Raw genomic sequence first — 19093 nt, 5'->3', positions numbered from 1 at the left:
CCAAAGAGGGGTAATTGGGGCAAACTGACGACCCTCCGAGGCTCGCACTCGCGCAGACACGGATGGGGTTCGCCTCAGCCGTCATCCGGCGCTTTCCCTCCCCCGATCCGCCCGCAGACGCCGTCCATGAGCAGGTCATCGGGCCTCTGCGGCTTGTGACCGGCCCCGGACGGGCTGCGGACGCGTGATCGAGGAGCGCGCAGCGATCTGCGACGGCCTATGTCCAGCCACAGGGGCTCGCTGACGCCTCCGGGCAGGAGCGCGTAGCGATCTAGGGCGGCTTATGCCCAGCCCACGAGGCCTGCGGACGCCTTCAGGCAGGAGCGCGTAGCGATTGGGGGCGTACCGGGCTCTGCCCGCGCTGGACACCGCCCCGATGGCCTCTCGTCGCCCGGCTCGTTCTTTTGGGGTTTTCCGCCGGTCCTTGCAGTTCCGGGGCGGGACGGGCGGTCAAGGGTGGCCGAAGGCCATCGCAACGCGACGCGACGCAGGAGCGCCCTTGAGGGACCGGCACGACCCGGAAAACCATCGGACAGACGGAAAAACCCCCAGAACGTCACTGACTCCCGCCCGAGTGGATCCCGCCCACCCGAAGCCGCCGCCCTGCTGCCGCATTCCGCCCCGCCAGAATGCCGCTCCCCCACACCGCCGCCGCGCCTTCCGGTCCCCGACCCGCCGGAACGCCGCTCCCCCACCCCACCCCGCGCCTGTCCACCCCCGCCCCGTCGGATCCCGCCGTGCTCCGACCCCGCCCCGCCCCACCCCGCCCCGCCCCGCCCCGCCGCCAACCGGGTGGGGCCTTTCGACCGGCCGACTCCGTTGGGCGATTTGTCATACCGGGCGTGGCAGCATCGGCGGTCTCGGAGGTGATCCCATGTCATATCGGGGGCTTCGCGCTGCCTGCATCGCCGTAGCGCTCCTCGTCGCCGGACCGGTCCAGAACGCCGGCGCCGAGCCGGTTCTGCCCGAAGGGGAGAACGTCGGCGCCCTGCTCACCCGCCTGCAGGGCCTCTACCAGAAGGCGGAGGAGGCCTCCGAGGCGTACAAGACCACGGAGGACGCCCTGGAGGCGGGCCGGCGCGAGGAGCGGTCGCGGGCCGCCGAGCTCGGCAGGGCCCGTACGGCCCTCGACTCCGAGCGGGCCCTCGCCGGGCGGCTCGCCCGCGAGCAGTACCAGGGCGGCCAGGGCCTGTCCCCCTACGCCCGGATGCTGCTGGCCGGGAACCCGCAGGCGGCCCTGGAGCAGCGGCGGCTCGCCGCCCGCGAGGGCGCCCGCCGGGCCGCGGCGCTGAGCCGTCTGGCGCAAGGCGAGAAGGCGGCCGACGCGCTCGCCGTGCGGGCCCGCAAGGACCTGGACACCCGGCAGACGCTGGCCGCGCGCCAGAAGGTCCACAAGGAGGAGGTCGCCTCGCAGCTCAAGCAGGTCGAGCGGCTGCTGGCTTCGCTGACTCCGGAGCAGCTCACCCGGCTGGGGGCGCGCGAGGCGGAGAAGACGGCGGCGGCGCAGCGGGACCTGGTGACCTCCGGGTCCCTCCCCACCCGCACGGGCACCCCCACGGCCGCCGGTGGCGCGGCCCTGACGTACGCGGCGGCCCAGATCGGGAAGCCGTACGTGTGGGGCGCGGAGGGGCCCGGGTCCTTCGACTGCTCGGGCCTGACCTCTCAGGCCTGGGCGCACGCCGGCCGGAGCATCCCGCGGACCAGCCAGGAACAGTGGGCGCAGCTGCCGAAGGTGCCGCTGGACCAGCTGCGGCCGGGGGACCTGGTGGTCTACTTCCCCAAGGCCACCCACGTGGGCCTGTACGTCGGTGACGGCAAGGTGATCCAGGCGCCGCGGCCGGGGTCCGTCGTGAAGGTCTCGCCGATCGCCGCGAACCCGCTGCTCGGGGCGGTGCGGCCGGACCCGGAGGGGGCGCCGCTGGCGGAGTTCACCCCGCCGCCGCTGCCCGAGACCTCGGGGGCGGCGGCGGGGGACGACACCGGCTACTCCGCGGAGGAGGCGCCCACGGACGCGGAGCCCGCGGACGCGGATTCCACGGACGCGGTGACCTCGGCCAGGTAGTCGGCCGCGTCCTCGGGGTCGTAGAAGTACGCGTCGAAGTCGGCCGGGTTGTCGAAACCGTTGGCGAATCGATTCGCCACCGGCTGGAGCTGCCCGGCCGCGCCGATCAGGTTGAGCACGTGCTCCGGCGGCACGCCCAGCATGGCGTTCGTCCACTGGGTCACCGGCTTGCCCGTGGTGAACCAGTACTTGTCGAAGGTGGCCTTCATCCACGCCTCGTCGAACGGCTTGTCCCCGTGCATGAGGATCGAGGAGAGGTACGAGGCCGCGCACTTGGACGCCGAGTTGGAACCCTGGCCCGTGATCGGGTCGTTGGCGACGACCACGTCGGCCACGCCCAGGACGAGCCCGCCGCCGGGGAGGCGCCCGATCGGATTGCGCACGACCGGCGCGTAGCGGCCGGCGAGCGTGCCGCCCGCGTCCGTCAGCTCCACCTTCGTCGCCCGGGCGTACTCCCACGGCGTGTACTTCTCCATCAGTCCCAGCGTGAGCGCCAGGTGCTCCGCCGGGTCCTTGACGCCGTTGAAGACGTCGAGCGGGCCGCCGGGGATGCCCTCCCAGAACAGGATGTCCGCCCGGCCCGAGGTCGTCAGGGTCGGCATGACGAACAGTTCGCCGACGCCCGGGACCAGGTTGCAGCGGACCGCTTCCGTCTCGGGGTGCTCGGGGCGCGGGCCGAGCCCGTGCACGTACGAAACGGCCAGCGCGCGCTGCGGGGCGTCGTACGGGGAACGCGCCGCGTCCCGCCCGAACATCGACACCAGCTCGCCCTTGCCGGCGGCGATCAGCACCAGGTCGTAGGTGCGGGAGAAGTAGTCGAGGTCGGCGACGGACGCCCCGTGGATGACGAGCTGTCCGCCGCGCTGGGCGAAGGTGTCCAGCCAGCCGGACATCTTCACGCGCTGGTCCACGGACTGGGCGTGGCCCTTGAGCCGGCCGAGCCAGTCGATGGGGCGGCTGCCGTCGGGGGCCGCGACCGAGACGCCGAGGCCCTCGATCTTCGGCGCCTGCTGCTCCCAGAAGTTGATCGCCAGGTCGCGCTCGTGCTGGAGCGCGGTGTCGAACATGCACTGGGTGGACATGACCCGCCCGGTGCGGATCTCGTCCGCGGTCCGGTTGGACATGAGGGTGACCTCGTACCCCTTGGACTGGAGTCCGAGGGCGAGCTGGAGACCGGACTGGCCGGCTCCGACGACAAGTATCCTGCGCATCTCTCAAGTCCTCTTATTCGGGAGTGCTGTCGAGGGCGTGCCCCACCAGCGCCAGCAGGGATTCGATCACCGTCCGGCGCTCTCTCGCGTCCATGATCACCACGGGTACGTGCGGCGGGACGCTGAGCGCCTCGCGCACGTCCTCGGGCTCGTAGGAATGCGAGCCCTCGAAGTGGTTGACGGCGACGGCGTACGGCAGCCCGGAGCTCTCGAAGTAGTCGAGGGCGGGGAAGCAGTCGCGCAGGCGGCGGGTGTCGGCCATGACGAGCCCGCCGATGGCTCCGCGCACCAGGTCGTCCCACATGAACCAGAACCGTTCCTGGCCCGGGGTCCCGTACACGTAGAGGACGAGGTCGTCGTCGAGGGTGACGCGGCCGAAGTCCATGGCGACGGTGGTGGTGTGCTTGTCCGGGGTGCCGGTCAGGTCGTCGGTCGGGACGCTGGCCTGGGTCATCACCGCCTCGGTGCGCAGCGGGGTGATCTCGGAGACGGAGGAGACGAAGGTGGTCTTGCCGACCCCGAAGCCACCTGCGACCAGCACCTTGACGGCGACGGGTGCGCGGGAGCGGTCGTACTGCCAGGGCTGGACCGGTTCGTCGTCCACCCCCGTTGTGTCAGAGACGGCGAAGACCACCGAGCACCCTTTCCAGCAGCGCGCGTTCGGGCCGGCCGGAGCCGTTGCCCGTTGCGTAGACACGGATCCTGCCCTGGTCGGCGAGGTCGCTGACCAGGACGCGGACCACACCGAGCGGCAGCTTCAGCAGCGCGGCGATCTCGGCGATCGTGCGCATGCGACGGCAGACCTCGACGATGGCGGGCATCTCGGGCATGCGGTCGGGCTTCTGCGGCTCGGACGCCTTGGTGTCCAGGGCGGCGACGAACGTCTCGACGTTCAGGACCTGGGTGAACCGTGTCCGTCCGCCCGTCAGGGAGTACGGGCGGACGCGGGCGGGTCGGCGGTCGGCCCCGCGTATCGGGAGTCGGTCGGCGGCCGTTCTCCTCACGGGGTGTTCTCCATCGACTGGCGCAGCTCACTGCGGACTTCGGGGGTCAGGACGTGTCCGGCGCGGCCGACGAACAGGGCCATGTGGTAGGCGACGACGCTCATGTCGCAGTCGGGCGTGGCGTGCACGCCCAGCAGTGAGCCGTCGCTGATGGCCATGACGAAGACCGATCCGTTCTCCATCGCCACCATGGTCTGCTTGACGGCGCCGAACTCCATGAGGGCGGCCGCCCCCGTGGTGAGGCTGCCGAGTCCGGAGACGATGGTGGCGAGGTCGGCGGACGCCCCCCGTGGCCCCTTGGGCCTCGGCGTCGCCTGTGGTTCGCCCGCGCCGCCCGCTGCGGGGTCGGAGGACAGGAGCAGCAGCCCGTCCGAGGAGACGACGGCGACGGAGTTGACGCCGGGCACCTCCTCGACCAGGTCGGTCAGCAGCCACTGCAGGTTGCGGGCCTGGGTGCTCAGTCCGTACGTACTGGGCGCGGTCATGTGCGTGCCTCCTGTGCGCTGTCCCCCTGGTCGGTATTGCTCTGTCCCTGCCCCCGGTCCTGCCCCGGGTCCTGCCGCGTGTCCTGCTGCAGGTCCTGCGCGAGCTCGGCGGCGACGACGCGCCGGCCGTCCTGGGCTCCCTGGTAGAAGCCCCCGAGCCGGCGCCGCAGTTCTTCGGCGTCGACCCGGCGCGGCGGCTGGGGCGGTACGTCCTCCCTGCGCGGGGCGGCGACGGTGCGCGGGGTGCGCTTCGGCAGGCCCTTGTCGGTGACGGGGCCGCCGCCGTCGGCGGGGTCGGCGGGGTGGCTGCCCTGGCGGGGGAGCCAGTCGGCCTCGGCGGGTGCGTGGGCGTGGTCCCCTGCGGGGGGCTCGGCGGGGTCGGGTCCGGCGGGATCCGGCAGCGTGAAGTCGGCCGGGTCCGTGTCGTGGACGATGCGGGCGAGCAGCTGCTCCCCTGCGGGGGGCTCGGCGGTGAACACCTGGTCGGCCGGAGGGGCGTCCGCGGCCGGGGCAGCCGGGAAGGCTTCCTCCGCGAGCGGGGCCTCCACGGCCGGGGCCGCGGTGAACACCTGGTCCGCCGGGGGCGCGTCCGCGGCCGGGGCCGCGGTGAACACCTGGTCCGGCGGAGGGGCGTCCGCGGGCGGGGCTGCCGGGAAGGCCTGGTCCGTGGGCTCGGCGGGTGACGGGAGGTCGGTCTCCGTCGGGGCCGCCAGGGCCTCGGCCAGGGTGACCGGCGTGACCGTCTCGGCCGGGAGGACGGGCTCCGCTGCGTCGGCGGCATCGGCGGGGGCCGGTTCCACCGGGTCCATCGGATCCACCGGGTCCACCGAGTCGGCCTCGGGCGCGGCGTGCGCGCCGCGCCGGCGGGCCGGGAGGGTGTTCTCGTTCGCCTCCGCTATCACGCCCGGCAGGTGCAGCGACGGCGCGCCCGGCGTGGCCAGGTGGTGGACCGGCGAGGCCGGCGGGGTGGCGGGCAGCAGCGCCGCGGGGACGACCACCAGGGCCTCGGTCCCCCCGTGCCGCGCGCCGCGCAGCTCCGCGGTGACCCCGTGCCGGGCCGCGAGCCGCCCGGCCACGTACAGGCCGAGGCCCAGGCCGTGCTCCTCCTCCGGCTCCTCGTCGTACGCCTCGGGCGTGGACAGCCGGGCGTTCAGCGCCTCCAGGCGGTCCTCGGTGACGCCGATGCCCTCGTCGACGACGGAGAGGACCACGTCGCCGTTGTCGAGCGTCCAGCCCGACACCTTCACCTTGACGTCCGGCGGGGAGAACGTCGTGGCGTTCTCCAGCAGTTCGGCCAGCACGTGCGAGATGTCGTCGGCGGCGTGCCCGGCGACCTGCGTGTACGAGGGCAGCGCCGCGAGGTCGACGCGCTCGTAGCGCTCGATCTCGCTGACGGCGGCCCGCATCACGTCGACCAGTGCCACCGGCAGGCCCTGCCCGTGGCCGTGCTCCTGACCGGCGAGGACCAGCAGGTTCTCGTTGTGGCGGCGCATCACGGTCGCCAGGTGGTCCAGCTTGAAGAGGGTCGCGAGCCGGTCCGGGTCCTGTTCCTTGGACTCCAGCTCCTCGATGACGGCGAGCTGGCGTTCCACCAGGCCCAGCGTGCGCAGCGACAGCGAGACGGAGGTCGTCGACATGATGCGGCGGTGCTCCTCCAGCCCCGCGCGCAGCTTCGTCAGTTCCTCTTCGAGCGCTTCCCGGCCGGAGGCGAGCGCCTCGTTGCGGCCGATGATGCGGCGCCGGTCGGCGTCGAGCCCGGCGATCCGGGTGTGCAGGGAGACCGTCTGGTCGCGTACGGCGTTCAGGTGCCGGACGACCTCGGCGAACTCGTCGTTGCGGCCGGTGAACCGCACCGGTTCCACCGAGCCCTCGGGGGTCGCCAGCCGTTCCGCGCCGCGCCGCAGGACCGACAGCGGGCGGGTCAGCGAGCGTGCGACGGCGGTGGCGAAGCCGACGGCGACGAGGAACAGCAGGCCGAGGGCGGCGACCAGGATCTCCAGCCGGGTCACGTCGTCGTCGCGCAGGGAGGCCAGGGCGGTGGCCCGTTCGCCGGCGAGGGTGGCCTCGACGGTGCGCATCCGTTCGATGCGGGAGGTGAGCGCGGCGCCGACTGCGGCGCCGTCGGTCTTGCGGTCGGACGGGGCCAGGGTGGGCCGGTCCAGGAGCCGCTTGAGGTAGTCGTCGGCGGCCTTGACCTCCGGGCCGGTGACGGTGGCGGTCAGGGTCTGGCGCACGTCGGGCCGGGCGACCCGGGTGAAGTCGTCGAGGGCGGCCTGTTCCCGTACGCGCGAGCGCTGTGCGGCGGCGCTGAGTTCGTCGACCGTGGCCGAGCCGGGGGACTGTTCGCCGCGGGGCACGGCCAGGGCGCCGAGCAGCAGTCCGCGGGTGGCCGAGGCCTGGTCCACGGCCTGGCCCAGGGGCGGCAGGGGTCGGGTGGTGGCGAGGGCGTCCCCGGCGCGCGGCGGGGTCAGCTCGGCGAGCCGGGTGCCGGGGGCGAGGAGTTCGGTGATGACGCCGGTGTAGGCCTGGTGGGCGGCGAGGGCGGTGCCCTTGCCGTCGATGGCTTCGGTACGGACGGACGCGACGCGGGCGAGGGCCATGGCGAGGGCTTCGTCGGCCGCCGGGTCGACCTCGGCGGCGGCCTCGGTGATCTGCCGGTCGGTGCGCAGTATGCGTTCCTGGAGGCCGGCCCTGGCGGCGCCGGGGCGGCCCTTGGCGGCGTACTCGACGACGGCGTCGCGCTCGTCGGCGAGGACGTGCGTGAGGGTGAGGATCTGGCCGGTCTGCTCCGCGAGGGTGACCAGCCGCTGGGAGTCGTTCAGCTCCCTGGCGGCGGTGACGACGGCGGGGGTGCCGGCCACGAGGACGGTGAGCCCTGCGACGGCGACGCCGACGACCAGCCGGCTGCGCACGCGGACGCGGCGTCCTGCGGGGGCCGGGCCTTCGGCGGCGGTGCCTCCCCCAGCTACCGCCGGGAGGTGCCCCTTGTTCCGAGACCGCTTCTTCTGCACCGGTGCTCGCAATCCTGTACGTGTGCTGTTGCTCGTCTACTCGTGTGGCCGAGGTAACGGCCGGTCAACAAGTAAACGCCCCCTGCCCCCTCGTACCGCCTCAGACCTTTGCAGCGTGTTGGGGAGAGAGCCGCACATCGCCCACCCGGCCACTCGAACGAGTGAACATCACGGATGAGTTGGCGACCAACTCGGGCACCCTGCCCCAGAGCGGCTCCGTGGACAGGCGGTTGAAAGATCGATGCGGCCTTTGGCAGTATGCCCGCCCACATCGGCCCGCCCGGGCCGGAGCCCCGCCGGGCAGCTCCCCGGACGTTTCGCGTGCAGGGACCATCCACTTCACCCCCTCCTGGTCCGTACCAACCCCGACTTCCGGGCCCCCGCCGGGCAGAATGTCCGTATGCGCATCGACCTCGCCACGGCACCCGGCAGCAAGGAACGCCCCAATGAGGACTGGGTGTCGGCCTCGGCGCCCGCTTCGGGGGGCGGGGTCCTCGTGGCCCTCGACGGGGTCACCCCGCCGGCGGGCGACGACGGGTGCGTGCACGGAGTGCCGTGGTTCACGGCCCGGCTCGGCGGCCGATTGACCGAACTGTCCGGATCGCGACGGGACATGCCGCTGGACCGGATCCTGGCCGAAGCCGTCCGCGCCACGGCCGGGGCCCACCGCGGCACCTGTGACCTTTCTCACGTCCGCACCCCGCAGGCGACGGTGGTCGTGGTCCGCTGGGACGAGGCGTACGTGGAGCACCTGGTGCTCTCGGACTCCGTACTCCTGCTCCAGGCGCCCGGGGGCGGGGTGACGGCGGTGCTCGACGACCGGCTGGACCGGGTGCCGCGCGAGGTGCTGCGCTCCGTGGCCGCGACCGACGCCCTGCGCAACGCCGAGGGCGGCTTCTTCACGGCGGCCGCGGATCCGGCGGTGGCGGCCCGGGCGGTCACGGGGCGCACCCCGCGGGCGCGGGTGCGGGCGGTGGCCGCGCTCACGGACGGGGCGAGCCGGTGGACGGACACGTTCGGGGAGGGCGACTGGGCCGAGTGCCTGGCGGTGCTGCGGAAGGAGGGTGCGGAGGGGCTGATCGGCCGGGTCCGCGCCATCGAGTCCGACCCGGCGCGCCCGTCGGCCCGGCACAAGCGGCACGACGACGCGTCGGCGGTCTACGCGGAGCTCTGAGGGGGCGTTACTCGGCGCCGGCGTTCAACTGGTGCAGCAGGCGGGCCAGTTCCGCGACCTCGCCGCGGTCCCAGCCGGCGAGCTTGCGCATGTACTGCTCGCGCCGTGCGCCCCGTACCCGCAGGAAGCGCTCGCGCCCCTCCTCGGTGAGCCCGACGAGGAAGGCCCGCCCGTCGGCGGGGTCCTGCTCGCGGGCGACCAGGCCCAGGACCTCCAGGGCCCGCAGCTGCCGGCTCATGGTGGCCTTGCCGACGCCGAAGTAGGCGGCGAGTTCGGTGGCCCGCTGCCGGCCGGCCGCCTCCAGCCGTACGAGGAGCCCGTACGCGGCGGGCTCCAGCTCGGGGTGGAGCTCGCGGGCCATCTCGCCGGAGGAGGCGCGGGCCCGCCGGAGGAAGACGGACAGCTCCCGCTCCAGGGCAAGGAACTCCTGGTCTTCACTCCCGTGCACGTACCGCTCCTTCTTCGATGTGTGGCACCCCGGCGGGTGGGGCCCGGTGGGTGGGGGGCCCAGTATTTCGCAGCGGGTGCACGGACGGCCCGGGGCCCCGCCGCAGCGGGACCCCGGGCCGTCCGGAAGCAGTCCTGGAGCCGTCCTGAAGCCGTCTCCGGGGAGCGGCGGGACGGCGGCGGGACGGCCGTCAGGCGACGGCGGTGACCGGCACCTGCGCCCCGTCGAGGGCGAGCTCCAGCACCTGGCGGACATCGGTCACCGGGTGCACCTCCAGCCCCTCCAGCACCTCGGCCGGGACGTCGTCCAGATCGGCCTCGTTGCGCTTGGGGATGATCACGGTGGTCAGGCCCGCCCGGTGGGCGGCGAGCAGCTTCTGCTTGACGCCGCCGATGGGCAGGACCCGCCCGGTCAGCGAGACCTCGCCGGTCATGGCCACGTCCGTGCGCACCTGTCGTCCGGAGAGCAGCGAGGCGAGGGCGGTGGTCATGGTGATGCCCGCGCTCGGGCCGTCCTTGGGCACGGCGCCCGCCGGGAAGTGGATGTGCACGCCCCGGTCCTTCAGGTCGGCGACGGGGAGTTCCAGTTCGGCGCCGTGCGAGCGCAGGAAGCTCAGCGCGATCTGCGCCGACTCCTTCATCACGTCTCCGAGCTGGCCGGTGAGGGTCAGTCCGGCCGCGCCCGTCTCCGGGTCGGCCAGCGAGGCCTCCACGAAGAGGACGTCGCCGCCCGCGCCGGTGACCGCGAGGCCGGTGGCCACGCCGGGGACGGCGGTGCGCCGTTCGGCCGGGTCCTGGGCGGACTCGGGCACGTGGTGCGGGCGTCCGATCAGGCCGCGCAGCCCGTCGGCCCCGATGCGGTACGGGAGCTCGCGCTCGCCCAGCTCGTGCTGGGCGGCGACCTTGCGCAGCAGGCGGGCGATCGCCCGCTCCAGGGTGCGCACGCCCGCCTCGCGGGTGTACTCCCCGGCCAGCTTGCGCAGGGCGTCCTCCTCCAGGACCACCTCGTCGGCGGCGAGCCCGGCGCGCTCCAGCTGGCGGGGCAGCAGGTGGTCGCGGGCGATGACGACCTTCTCGTCCTCGGTGTAGCCGTCGAGGCGGACGAGCTCCATCCGGTCGGCGAGGGCCTCCGGGATGGCCTCCAGCACGTTGGCGGTCGCCAGGAAGACGACGTCGCTCAGGTCCAGCTCGACCTCCAGGTAGTGGTCCCGGAAGGTGTGGTTCTGGGCCGGGTCGAGGACCTCCAGGAGGGCGGCCGCGGGGTCGCCCCGGAAGTCGGAGCCGACCTTGTCGATCTCGTCGAGCAGGACCACGGGGTTCATGGATCCGGCTTCCTTGATGGCCCGGACGATGCGGCCGGGCAGGGCGCCGACATAGGTCCGGCGGTGGCCGCGGACCTCGGCCTCGTCCCGTACGCCGCCGAGGGCGACGCGGACGAACTTGCGGCCCATGGCGTGGGCCACGCTCTCGCCGAGCGAGGTCTTGCCGACTCCGGGCGGGCCCACGAGGGCGAGCACGGCGCCGCCGCGCCGGCCGCCGATGACGCCCATGCCGCGCTCGCTGCGCCGCTTGCGCACGGCCAGGTATTCGGTGATGCGGTCCTTCACGTCGTTCAGGCCCGCGTGTTCGGCGTCGAGCACGGCCCTGGCGCCCTGGATGTCGTACTGGTCCTCGGTGCGCTCGTTCCAGGGCAGTTCGAGCACGGTGTCCAGCCAGGTGCGGATCCAGGAGCCCTCGGGGCTCTGGTCGCTGGACCGCTCCAGCTTGTCGACCTCCTTGAGCGCGGCCTCGCGGACGTTCTCGGGGAGGTCGGCGGCCTCGACGCGGGCCCGGTAGTCGTCGGACTCCTCGCCGTCCTTCTCGCCGTTCAGCTCGCGCAGCTCCTTGCGCACGGCCTCCAGCTGACGGCGGAGCAGGAACTCGCGCTGCTGCTTGTCGACGCCGTCCTGGACGTCCTTGGCGATGGACTCGGCGACGTCCTGTTCGGCGAGGTGGTCGCTGAGCGCCTTGACGGCGAGCCTGAGGCGGTCGACCGGGTCGGCCGTCTCCAGCAGTTCGACCTTCTGCTCGACGGTCAGGAAGGGCGAGTAGCCGGAGTTGTCCGCGAGGGCGGAGACCCCTTCGATCTGCTGGACGCGGTCCACGACCTGCCAGGCACCGCGCTTCTTGAGCCAGCTGGTGGCGAGGGCCTTGTACTCCTTGACCAGCTCGGCGACGGCGCCCGGCAGCGGATCGGGGACGCTCTCGTCCACGGTCTCGCCCTCGACCCAGAGGGCCGCTCCGGGCCCGGTGGTGCCGGCGCCGATCCGGACGCGGCCGAGGCCGCGGATGAGCGCGCCGGGGTCGCCGCCGGAGAGGCGGCCGACCTGCTCGACGGTTCCGAGCACACCGGTGGCGGCGTACTTGCCGTCGATCCGCGGCACGAGCAGGACCCGGGGCTTCCCGCTGCTGCCCGCCGCGGCCTGGGCCGCCTCGACGGCTCCGCGCACCTCGGCGTCGGACAGGTCCAGCGGGACGACCATTCCGGGCAGCACGACCTCGTCGTCGAGCGGCAGCACGGGCAGGGTGAGCGTTACGGACGTCGAAGCCATGATCTTCCCTCCGGCAGTGAAGTTGAGCTATGCCGACTCAATGCATCTGCGCCCGCCGGTGTTCCCCAACCTGCGTTCGCCCGGGGCGAACGGACTCCGTCGGTCGTGCTGCCCGGGTCGGGTCAGCCGTTCAGGGGGGAGATGCGGACGTCGCCCGAGGTGGTCTTCGCCGAGAGGCGGGCGGGGGCCGAGGCGTCGTCGGGGAGGGTGACGTCGCGGGCCCCGGAGGTGGTGTCGACCGAAAGGCGGTAGGGGGCCGCGGGCACCTTCAGGCTGACGTCGCCGGAGGTGGTCTCGGCGAGCACCGAGGAGGGGGCCTTCGCGAACTCCACGCGGGTGTCGCCCGAGTCCGAGTGCACCGCCGCGCTCGGGCAGGTCAGACCGGTGGCGGTGATCTCGCCCGAGCTAGTGCTGATCCTCAGGGGTCCGGTGACGGCCTCGGCCCGGACGTCGCCGGAGTCGGCCTCCACCTCGGCGGCGGCCACGCCCGTCACGGTGATGTCGCCGCTGTCGCTCTCCAGCGTGACCTTCGCGGTGGCGGGGACCTCCAGGCGGTAGTCGATGGAGCAGTTCCCGGAGCACCCGTCGGTGAAGGTGAGCACTCCCCCGCTGACCTGCTGGCCGGTGACGGGGGCGGTGTCGCCGCGGTAGTGGACGGTACGGCGGACCGTGACGCCGGGACCGGCGGCGGCGGTGACCTCGATCGACCCGGCGCGGGTGCCGGTCACCTCGACGGCGGTGACCGCCTCGGTGACCACCGTGTCGGCGCGAGCCGTCCTGCGCGGGCCGTCGACGAAGGAGCATCCGGCCATGAGGACGCCGGCCGCGAGAGCGACGGCCGCGGCGCGGGCGGCCCGGGCCGCCGTGGTGTGGGAAGTCATGCACCGATCCTCCGGCGCGGGCGCCGCCCGGCCGATGGTGCCGGTACCCGGATCCGAGGTCGGGTTATCCCCCGGGCCCCGGCCCCGCACCGGACTCCCGGCCCGCCCCTCACACCCCTCACGCCCCTCGCACCCCTTGCCCTCAACCTTGGTTCAGGTTCTACGGTGCTCGCACGAGCGATCTTCCAAGGGGGAACAGCCGATGACCGTCCCGCACCTCACCGACGCCGAACTCGCCGCACAGCCCGCCGCCTACTGGACCGGACTGGCCTACGAGGCCCTGATCGCCTTCACCCGAGCCCGGCAGGCCGAACTCGGCTTCACCCAGCCCGCGTACTGGGTGCTGCGCCACCTGTCGAAGGAGGACCTCTCGCCGGACGGTACGGGGATGACCGTGCCCCGGCTCCAGGAGGCCATGCGGTCCTACCTACGGCCCGAGGACGACCTGGCCGCCGAGGCCGAGGCCCTGCTGGAGCAGGGCCGGGTCACCAGGGACGACACCGGCAGGCTGTGGATCACCACGGCGGGCGAGGAGGCCCGCACCCGCCTCAAGCAGCACGCTCCCGCCATCCGCGACCGCATCCACGAGGGCATCGACGACGCCGACTACGTGACCGCGCTCAAGGTCCTGCGGCAGATGATCCGGAACACCGACGGCCCGCGCTGACCGCCGTTCAGCGGCCCGGGCCCGTGGCGACCGGGCGCAGGGGCGAGGGCAGGCCCCATTCGCTCCAGGAGCCGTCGTACACCGCCAGGTCCCGGTAGCCGGCGAGGTCGGCGCCGAGGGCCAGTACGCAGGCGGTCACCCCGGAGCCGCAGCTGAAGCGGAGGCGTGCGCGGTCGCCCGCGGCCGCCTCGAAGGCCGCGCGGAGTTCCCCGGCCGGGCGCATCAGGCCGTCGGGGCCCTGGAGGTCGCCGAAGGGGAGGCTGGCGGCGCCCGGCATGTGCCCGCCGCGCAGGCCCGGACGGGGTTCCGGGGCGGTGCCCTCGAAGCGTTCGCGGGTACGGGCGTCCAGGACGGCCGCGGCCGGGTCGGCCAGGGCCGCGGCGACGGCCTCGGCGTCGATCAGCAGCCCGGGGCGGGGCCGGGCGGTGAAGGAGCCGCGCGGACCCGAGTACTCCGGGCCGGTGGCCTCGACGGGCAGGCCGGCGGCCGTCCAGGCGGGCAGGCCCCCGTCGAGGACGGCGGCCCGGTCGAAGCCCGCGGCGCGCAGCATCCACCAGGCGCGGGCGCTGGAGTACACCCCGGCGCCGTCGTAGACGACGACGGTGTCGGTGTCGTGGAGGCCGAGGGAGCGCAGCGCCTCGGTGAGGGCGGCGGGGCCGGGCATGGTGTGCGGGGCGGGGGCCGCGTGGTCGGAGAGGGCTCCGTCGAGGTCGAAGGGGCGGGCGCCCGGAATGCGGCGGCCCGCGGCGCGGTGGGCGCCGACGGAGGCGTCGAAGACGACCAGTCCCGGGTCGCCCAGCCGGGCGGCGAGCCAGTCGGCCCCGACCAGCGGTCCCGGATGCGCGGGCCCGGGCCCGGGCCCGCGGGGACCCGCCCCGCCGGGCGCGGGGGTGTCGGCTGCGTGGTGGCAGGGCGCGGGGTCCACGGACGCCGGGTGGTCGGACGTGGGCATGCGGCAGCACCTCCTGGAGTGTCACGGGCGGCGTCACGGCCGGCGTCACGGCCGGCGTCACGGCCCGCGAGCTGTACGACGCGATCGCCCCCATCCTCCGGCGCGCCCCTGCCGGGCCCGCCGCCGCCCCCGTACGGGGCCGGTTCGCCGAGCCCTCCCCGGGCCGGGCGGACCGGCCCCGCGTCAGGTGGCGGCGCAGCCGCCCGGGCGGGCGTAGACGGCGACCCGGGCGCCCCGTACGTCGGTGACCGAGCAGAGGTCGAAGCGGCCGGCCAGCACCTCCCGCTTGACCGCCTCGCGCGGGTACGGGTCCAGCGGCTGCCCCACCGGGTCCTGCAGGGCGATCACCCGGGGCGAGGCGAGCAGGGCCGCGCGGATCCGTTCCGGGGACCGCTCGGTGCCCTGCAGGCTGTGCGAGGCGGCCGGGCCGGTGGCGAGGGCGATGTCGCGCAGGCCTGCGTGGACGTCCGGCGAGGACAGCAGCCACTCGCGCCTGCGGGAGGGCATGAACACCACCGCGTCCCCCGGGCGGGCCCGCTCCCGCACGGCGGCGGCGACCGCGAGGACGTCGTCCTTGCGGCTCTCCGGGGTGCGCAGCCAGGCCGACCAGATCCCGAACGGTACGAGGAGGGCTCCCGCCAGCACCCACGGCCACCATCCGCGGGCGGCGGCCAGCCGTGCGCCGGCCAGCAGGGCGGGCCCGGCCAGCGCGTAGAGCACGTACCGGTCGACGTACCAGGGGTTGATCAGGGAGACCGCCATGAGCAGTCCGGGCGGCAGCAGGGCGAGGGGCAGCGCCACCCGTACGAGGTCCTTCGGGGCGCCCCGCGCGAGCAGCAGGCAGGCCCCGCCCACCACGGCGTACGCGGCCCAGTCCTGCCAGCTGGGCCGGCCCAGCCAGCCGAGCTGCTGGTGGGCCTGGCGCACGCCGACCGCGGCGAGCGGCAGCAGCAGCACGGCGACGGTCGCGGCGCTCCACCGCCAGCCGCGTGCCCGGTGGGCGGTGAAGGCGTGGGCGAGCAGCGCCAGCGCGGCGAACTCGTGCAGCCAGCAGCCGAGGAGCAGCACGACGGTGTAGGCGATCCACCGTTCGCGGAGCATCAGGTGGGTCGCCCACACCACGGCGGCGGCGACCAGGGCGTACGAGCGGCCTTCCTGTGCGTACATCTGGACGGGCGGCAGCACGGCGTACACGCAGCCGGCGATCAGTGCGGCCCGCTCCCCCGCGAGCCGGTGCGCGACGGCGGCCACGCCCGCGGCGGCGAGGGCGGTGGCGGCGACGGAGGGCAGCCGCAGCGCCCACAGGCCGCCGTCCCAGGCCTGGAACACGCCGTGCATGAGGGCGTAGTACAGGCCGTGCACGGCGTCGACGCGGCCGAGGAGGTCCCAGATCTCGCCGGGCGTGCGGTGCGCCACCTGCCAGGTGACGGACTCGTCGCGCCACATGCTGCCGCCGCGCTCCAGGCCCCACAGGCCGAGGGCCGCGGCGAGCAGCGGCGGCAGCAGGCGCCATGGCGCGATGCGTCTGATGGCGGCCTCCTGGAACTGTCGGATCGAGGGTGCGGACTCCATACTCGGGGGTGGACCCGAGTGGCTGCGGAGGTGGGTGTGCACGCGTTACGGGCGGTGGCGGCGGTACTTCTGGGTGCGGTGGTCCTGACGGGGTGCGGACCGTCCGGTTCCGGAGGTGGCGACGACGCCCCGACCTCGGGTACCGGTACGAGCACGGGTCCGGGTACGAGTACGGGCCCCACCGCGAGCACGGGGCCCGCCGCGAGCCCCAGCCTGAGCCCGGGCGCGGACACGAGTGCGGGCACGAGTGCGGCGCCCGCCCCCGGCGAGACCCTGGTCCGGGTGACCCGCAGCGGGGGCTTCGCGGGCGAGACGCACACCCTCGTCGTCAAGGGCGACGGCTCCTGGTCCCGGCTGGACGCGAAGGCGGGGCCGGAGGGCTCGGGGAAGCTGTCGGAAGGGGAGCTGGCGGCCCTGCGCACCGCGCTCCGGGAGGCGGACTTCGCCCGTCAGCCCAGGATCGCGACGGGCGGCCCGAAGATCTACGACGGGTTCTTCTACGCCTTCGCGCACGGCGGGTACGAGGTCGCGGGCGAGGAGGGTTCCCTGCCTCCGGCCCTGGTGAAGGTGGCGCAGGCGCTGCCGCCGTTCACGCGGGGCTGAGCTCCCGCAGCAGCCGGTCCAGGAACCCGCGCAGCCGGGCGGGCATGTCCACGCTCCCGGGCGGGCGTGTTCCAGCTCCCGGGCGTAGCGCTCGCTGGACCGCGTCCCCACCCTGGTCTGTATCAACCCCTTCGAGCTCCCGCGTTCGATGGCGGCGGTCGCGGCGTCCCGTCCCGATGTGCCGAACGACACTCACGACCCCGTCTTCCCCCATGGTCACGGACTGGCCTTGTAGGCCCCCTCCAAGAGGGATCCGACGAGGTCGGAGCCGGTGGGGCAGCTGACCGCCCCACCCGCCGGGTGCCGGTCCCGCGGGGGGTCCGACATGCGGTACAACCCATTCCATTTGCTCAGGTCCAGCGCATATGCCGTGTCCGAACCCCACGTAGCCGCAGGCCGGAGCCTCCTCTACGCTGCACCCCATTCAGCGGGATCTTCAGGGGCGGACATGGAACAGACACACACCACCCACACCGGCGCCGCGGCAACCCCCGGCGCCCAGCGGCGTGTGCTCGTCGTCGAGGACGACCGCACCATCGCGGAGGCCATCGCGGCCCGGCTGCGCGCCGAGGGCTTCCAGGTACAGACGGCGACCGACGGTCCCGCGGCCGTAGCGGCGGCCGAGAGCTGGCTGCCCGAGCTGCTGGTCCTCGACGTCATGCTGCCCGGCTTCGACGGGCTGGAGGTCTGCCGCCGGGTCCAGGCACAGCGCCCGGTCCCGGTGCTGATGCTCACCGCCCGGGACGACGAGACCGACATGCTGGTCGGGCTGGGCGTCGGCGCCGACGACTACATGACGAAGCCGTTCTCCATGCGCGAGCTGGCCGCACGCGTCCACGTCCTGCTGCGGCGGGTGGAGCGGGCCACGATCGCCGCCCACACCCCGCGCGGCGCCACCCTGCGCCTGGGCGACCTGGAGATCGACCACGCGCAGCGCCGGGTCCGGGTGCAGACCGAGGACGTCCACCTGACCCCGACCGAGTTCGACCTGCTGGTGTGCCTGGCCGGGACCCCGCGGGCCGTGCTCTCCCGGGAGCAGCTGCTGGCGGAGGTCTGGGACTGGGCCGACGCGTCCGGGACCCGTACGGTCGACAGCCACATCAAGGCCCTGCGGCGGAAGATCGGCGCCGAGCGGATCCGTACGGTCCACGGCGTCGGGTACGCCCTGGAGACCCCGGCCCAGCCGTGAACGGCCGGGCGGCGGGGCCGCGCCAGCGCCAGCGGCCCACCGGGGGGCTGCGGCCCTTCTCGCCGTTCTCGATCAAGACCAAGCTCGGCACGCTCGTGGTCGTCTCGGTCTTCATCACGACCGGCCTGCTCCTGGTGGCCCTGCGCACGGACACCGAGCTGCGGTTCATCACCGTCTTCTCGGTGATCGCCTCGATGCTGATCACCCAGTTCGTGGCGCACAGCCTGACGGCGCCGCTGGACGACATGACGACGGTGGCCCGTGCGATATCCCACGGCGACTTCACGCGGCGCGTGCGGGGCGCCGGACGCCGCGACGAGCTGGGCGACCTGGCCTCCACGATCAACCTGATGGCGGACGACCTGGAGGCCGTGGACCGGCACCGCAAGGAGCTCGTCGCCAACGTCTCGCACGAGCTGCGCACCCCGATCGCCGCGCTGCGGGCGGTGCTGGAGAACGTCGTCGACGGGGTCTCCGCCGCCGACCCCGAGACCATGCGCACCATGCTGAAGCAGACCGAGCGCCTCGGCCGGCTCGTGGAGACCCTGCTGGACCTGTCCCGGGTGGACAACGGGGTGGTGCCGCTGAGGGCCCGCCGCTTCGAGGTGTGGCCGTACCTGTCCGGGGTGCTGAAGGAGTCGGGGCTGGCGGCCTCCGGCCGGCCGGGGCTGCTCTCCGGCTCCGGCGGGCACACCCGCAACGACGTCCACCTGCACCTGGACGTCTTCCCGCCCGACCTGTGCGCGTACGCCGACGCCGAGCGGCTGCACCAGGTGGTGGCCAATCTGATCGACAACGCGGTCAAGCACAGCCCGCCGCACGGCCGGGTCACGGTCCGGGCCCGGGCCGGCGAGACGCCCGGTGACCTGGCGCTGGAGGTCCGCGACGAGGGCCCCGGCATCCCGGAGGCCGAGCGCCACCGGGTCTTCGAGCGGTTCAACCGGGGCAGCGCCCGGGGCGGCGACGGGGGCACCGGACTGGGCCTGGCGATCGCCCGCTGGGCCGTGGAGCTGCACGGCGGCCGGATCGGGGTGGCCGAATCGTCACGTGGCTGCCGCATCCTCGTCACGCTTCCGGGCAGCTCGTAGGTCGCGTGTTGACGTAGGGTTCGACTGGGAAGGACATGATCTCGGCCACACGTACCCGGGGTCCGTCAGGGGTGCGAAGCCATGGGGGCCGCAACCTCGGTGCCCCCTACCCGAACCAGGCTGGTTTCCCGCCATTCCACGTCATGAAACCCGCCG

General features: G+C 74.1%; 16 protein-coding genes. 6 read left to right on the top strand and 10 right to left on the bottom strand.

Annotation, left to right across the window (positions count from 1 at the left end; genetic code table 11):
- Positions 1-874 precede the first annotated feature (874 nt).
- Positions 875-2062, top strand: a complete 1188-nt coding sequence (locus AB0O53_RS10420; protein WP_365194488.1) for a C40 family peptidase — start codon at positions 875-877, stop codon at positions 2060-2062.
- Here the strand turns inward: AB0O53_RS10420 and AB0O53_RS10415 are convergent.
- Genes AB0O53_RS10415 through AB0O53_RS10395 form a run of 5 tightly spaced genes read right to left on the bottom strand, consistent with a single transcriptional unit; the run spans position 1984 to position 7674 of the window.
- Complete coding sequence (locus tag AB0O53_RS10415) at positions 1984-3273, bottom strand: styrene monooxygenase/indole monooxygenase family protein (protein WP_350987918.1); 1290 nt, start codon at positions 3271-3273, stop codon at positions 1984-1986. The genes AB0O53_RS10420 and AB0O53_RS10415 overlap by 79 nt on opposite strands.
- Positions 3274-3286: 13 nt before the next feature.
- The gene (locus AB0O53_RS10410) at positions 3287-3907 is read right to left on the bottom strand and encodes a GTP-binding protein (protein ID WP_350987919.1); all 621 of its coding nucleotides are present in this window, start codon (positions 3905-3907) and stop codon (positions 3287-3289) included.
- On the bottom strand, positions 3888-4277 hold the full coding sequence (locus AB0O53_RS10405; RefSeq protein ID WP_350987920.1) for a DUF742 domain-containing protein: 390 nt from the start codon (positions 4275-4277) through the stop codon (positions 3888-3890). The genes AB0O53_RS10410 and AB0O53_RS10405 overlap by 20 nt, the downstream gene beginning before the upstream one ends.
- A complete protein-coding gene (locus AB0O53_RS10400) occupies positions 4274-4762 on the bottom strand; it encodes a roadblock/LC7 domain-containing protein (protein WP_350987921.1) in 489 nt (162 codons plus the stop codon). Before AB0O53_RS10400 ends, AB0O53_RS10405 begins: the two co-directional genes overlap by 4 nt.
- Entirely contained in the window at positions 4759-7674 is a 2916-nt protein-coding gene (locus AB0O53_RS10395; protein WP_365194484.1) for a sensor histidine kinase, read from the bottom strand. The genes AB0O53_RS10400 and AB0O53_RS10395 overlap by 4 nt, the downstream gene beginning before the upstream one ends.
- Positions 7675-8173: 499 nt before the next feature.
- Here AB0O53_RS10395 and AB0O53_RS10390 point away from each other — a divergent pair, with 499 nt between their 5' ends.
- Positions 8174-8947, top strand: coding sequence for a hypothetical protein (locus tag AB0O53_RS10390; RefSeq protein ID WP_365194482.1), 774 nt, complete (start codon positions 8174-8176; stop codon positions 8945-8947).
- A 7-nt stretch (positions 8948-8954) separates the two neighbouring features.
- On the opposite strand, the gene AB0O53_RS10385 is transcribed toward AB0O53_RS10390, so the two are convergent.
- From AB0O53_RS10385 to AB0O53_RS10375, 3 genes are all read right to left on the bottom strand, one after another.
- Complete coding sequence (locus AB0O53_RS10385) at positions 8955-9395, bottom strand: MarR family winged helix-turn-helix transcriptional regulator (RefSeq protein WP_031151678.1); 441 nt, start codon at positions 9393-9395, stop codon at positions 8955-8957.
- Positions 9396-9585: 190 nt separating this feature from the next.
- Positions 9586-11985, bottom strand: a complete 2400-nt coding sequence (gene lon, locus AB0O53_RS10380) for an endopeptidase La (protein ID WP_350987924.1) — start codon at positions 11983-11985, stop codon at positions 9586-9588.
- 122 nt (positions 11986-12107) lie between these two features.
- Positions 12108-12866, bottom strand: coding sequence for a DUF4097 family beta strand repeat-containing protein (locus tag AB0O53_RS10375; protein WP_365194480.1), 759 nt, complete (start codon positions 12864-12866; stop codon positions 12108-12110).
- A 202-nt stretch (positions 12867-13068) separates the two neighbouring features.
- Between AB0O53_RS10375 and AB0O53_RS10370 the strand changes: the two genes are divergently transcribed.
- Positions 13069-13533, top strand: coding sequence for a MarR family transcriptional regulator (locus tag AB0O53_RS10370; protein ID WP_350987926.1), 465 nt, complete (start codon positions 13069-13071; stop codon positions 13531-13533).
- A 7-nt stretch (positions 13534-13540) separates the two neighbouring features.
- On the opposite strand, the gene AB0O53_RS10365 is transcribed toward AB0O53_RS10370, so the two are convergent.
- Together AB0O53_RS10365 and AB0O53_RS10360 are read right to left on the bottom strand one after the other, a co-directional pair.
- Complete coding sequence (locus AB0O53_RS10365; RefSeq protein ID WP_365194477.1) at positions 13541-14485, bottom strand: sulfurtransferase; 945 nt, start codon at positions 14483-14485, stop codon at positions 13541-13543.
- Positions 14486-14668: 183 nt separating this feature from the next.
- The gene (locus AB0O53_RS10360) at positions 14669-16057 is read right to left on the bottom strand and encodes a hypothetical protein (protein WP_350987928.1); all 1389 of its coding nucleotides are present in this window, start codon (positions 16055-16057) and stop codon (positions 14669-14671) included.
- A 282-nt stretch (positions 16058-16339) separates the two neighbouring features.
- Between AB0O53_RS10360 and AB0O53_RS10355 the strand changes: the two genes are divergently transcribed.
- The 3 genes from AB0O53_RS10355 (at position 16340) to AB0O53_RS10345 (ending at position 18937) form a co-directional block, all read left to right on the top strand.
- Entirely contained in the window at positions 16340-16660 is a 321-nt protein-coding gene (locus AB0O53_RS10355) for a hypothetical protein (RefSeq protein ID WP_365194474.1), read from the top strand.
- Positions 16661-17108: 448 nt separating this feature from the next.
- The gene (locus AB0O53_RS10350; protein WP_030028984.1) at positions 17109-17849 is read left to right on the top strand and encodes a response regulator transcription factor; all 741 of its coding nucleotides are present in this window, start codon (positions 17109-17111) and stop codon (positions 17847-17849) included.
- A complete protein-coding gene (locus tag AB0O53_RS10345; protein WP_381896020.1) occupies positions 17846-18937 on the top strand; it encodes a HAMP domain-containing sensor histidine kinase in 1092 nt (363 codons plus the stop codon). The genes AB0O53_RS10350 and AB0O53_RS10345 overlap by 4 nt, the downstream gene beginning before the upstream one ends.
- Positions 18938-19093: the final 156 nt, after the last annotated feature.

Origin of the sequence: Streptomyces erythrochromogenes, from assembly GCF_040684695.1 — a bacterium.
Taxonomy (GTDB): Bacteria; Actinomycetota; Actinomycetes; order Streptomycetales; family Streptomycetaceae; genus Streptomyces; species Streptomyces erythrochromogenes_C.
Note: the sequence above shows the minus strand (reverse complement) of the source record. Positions and strands in the feature narration are given on the sequence as shown.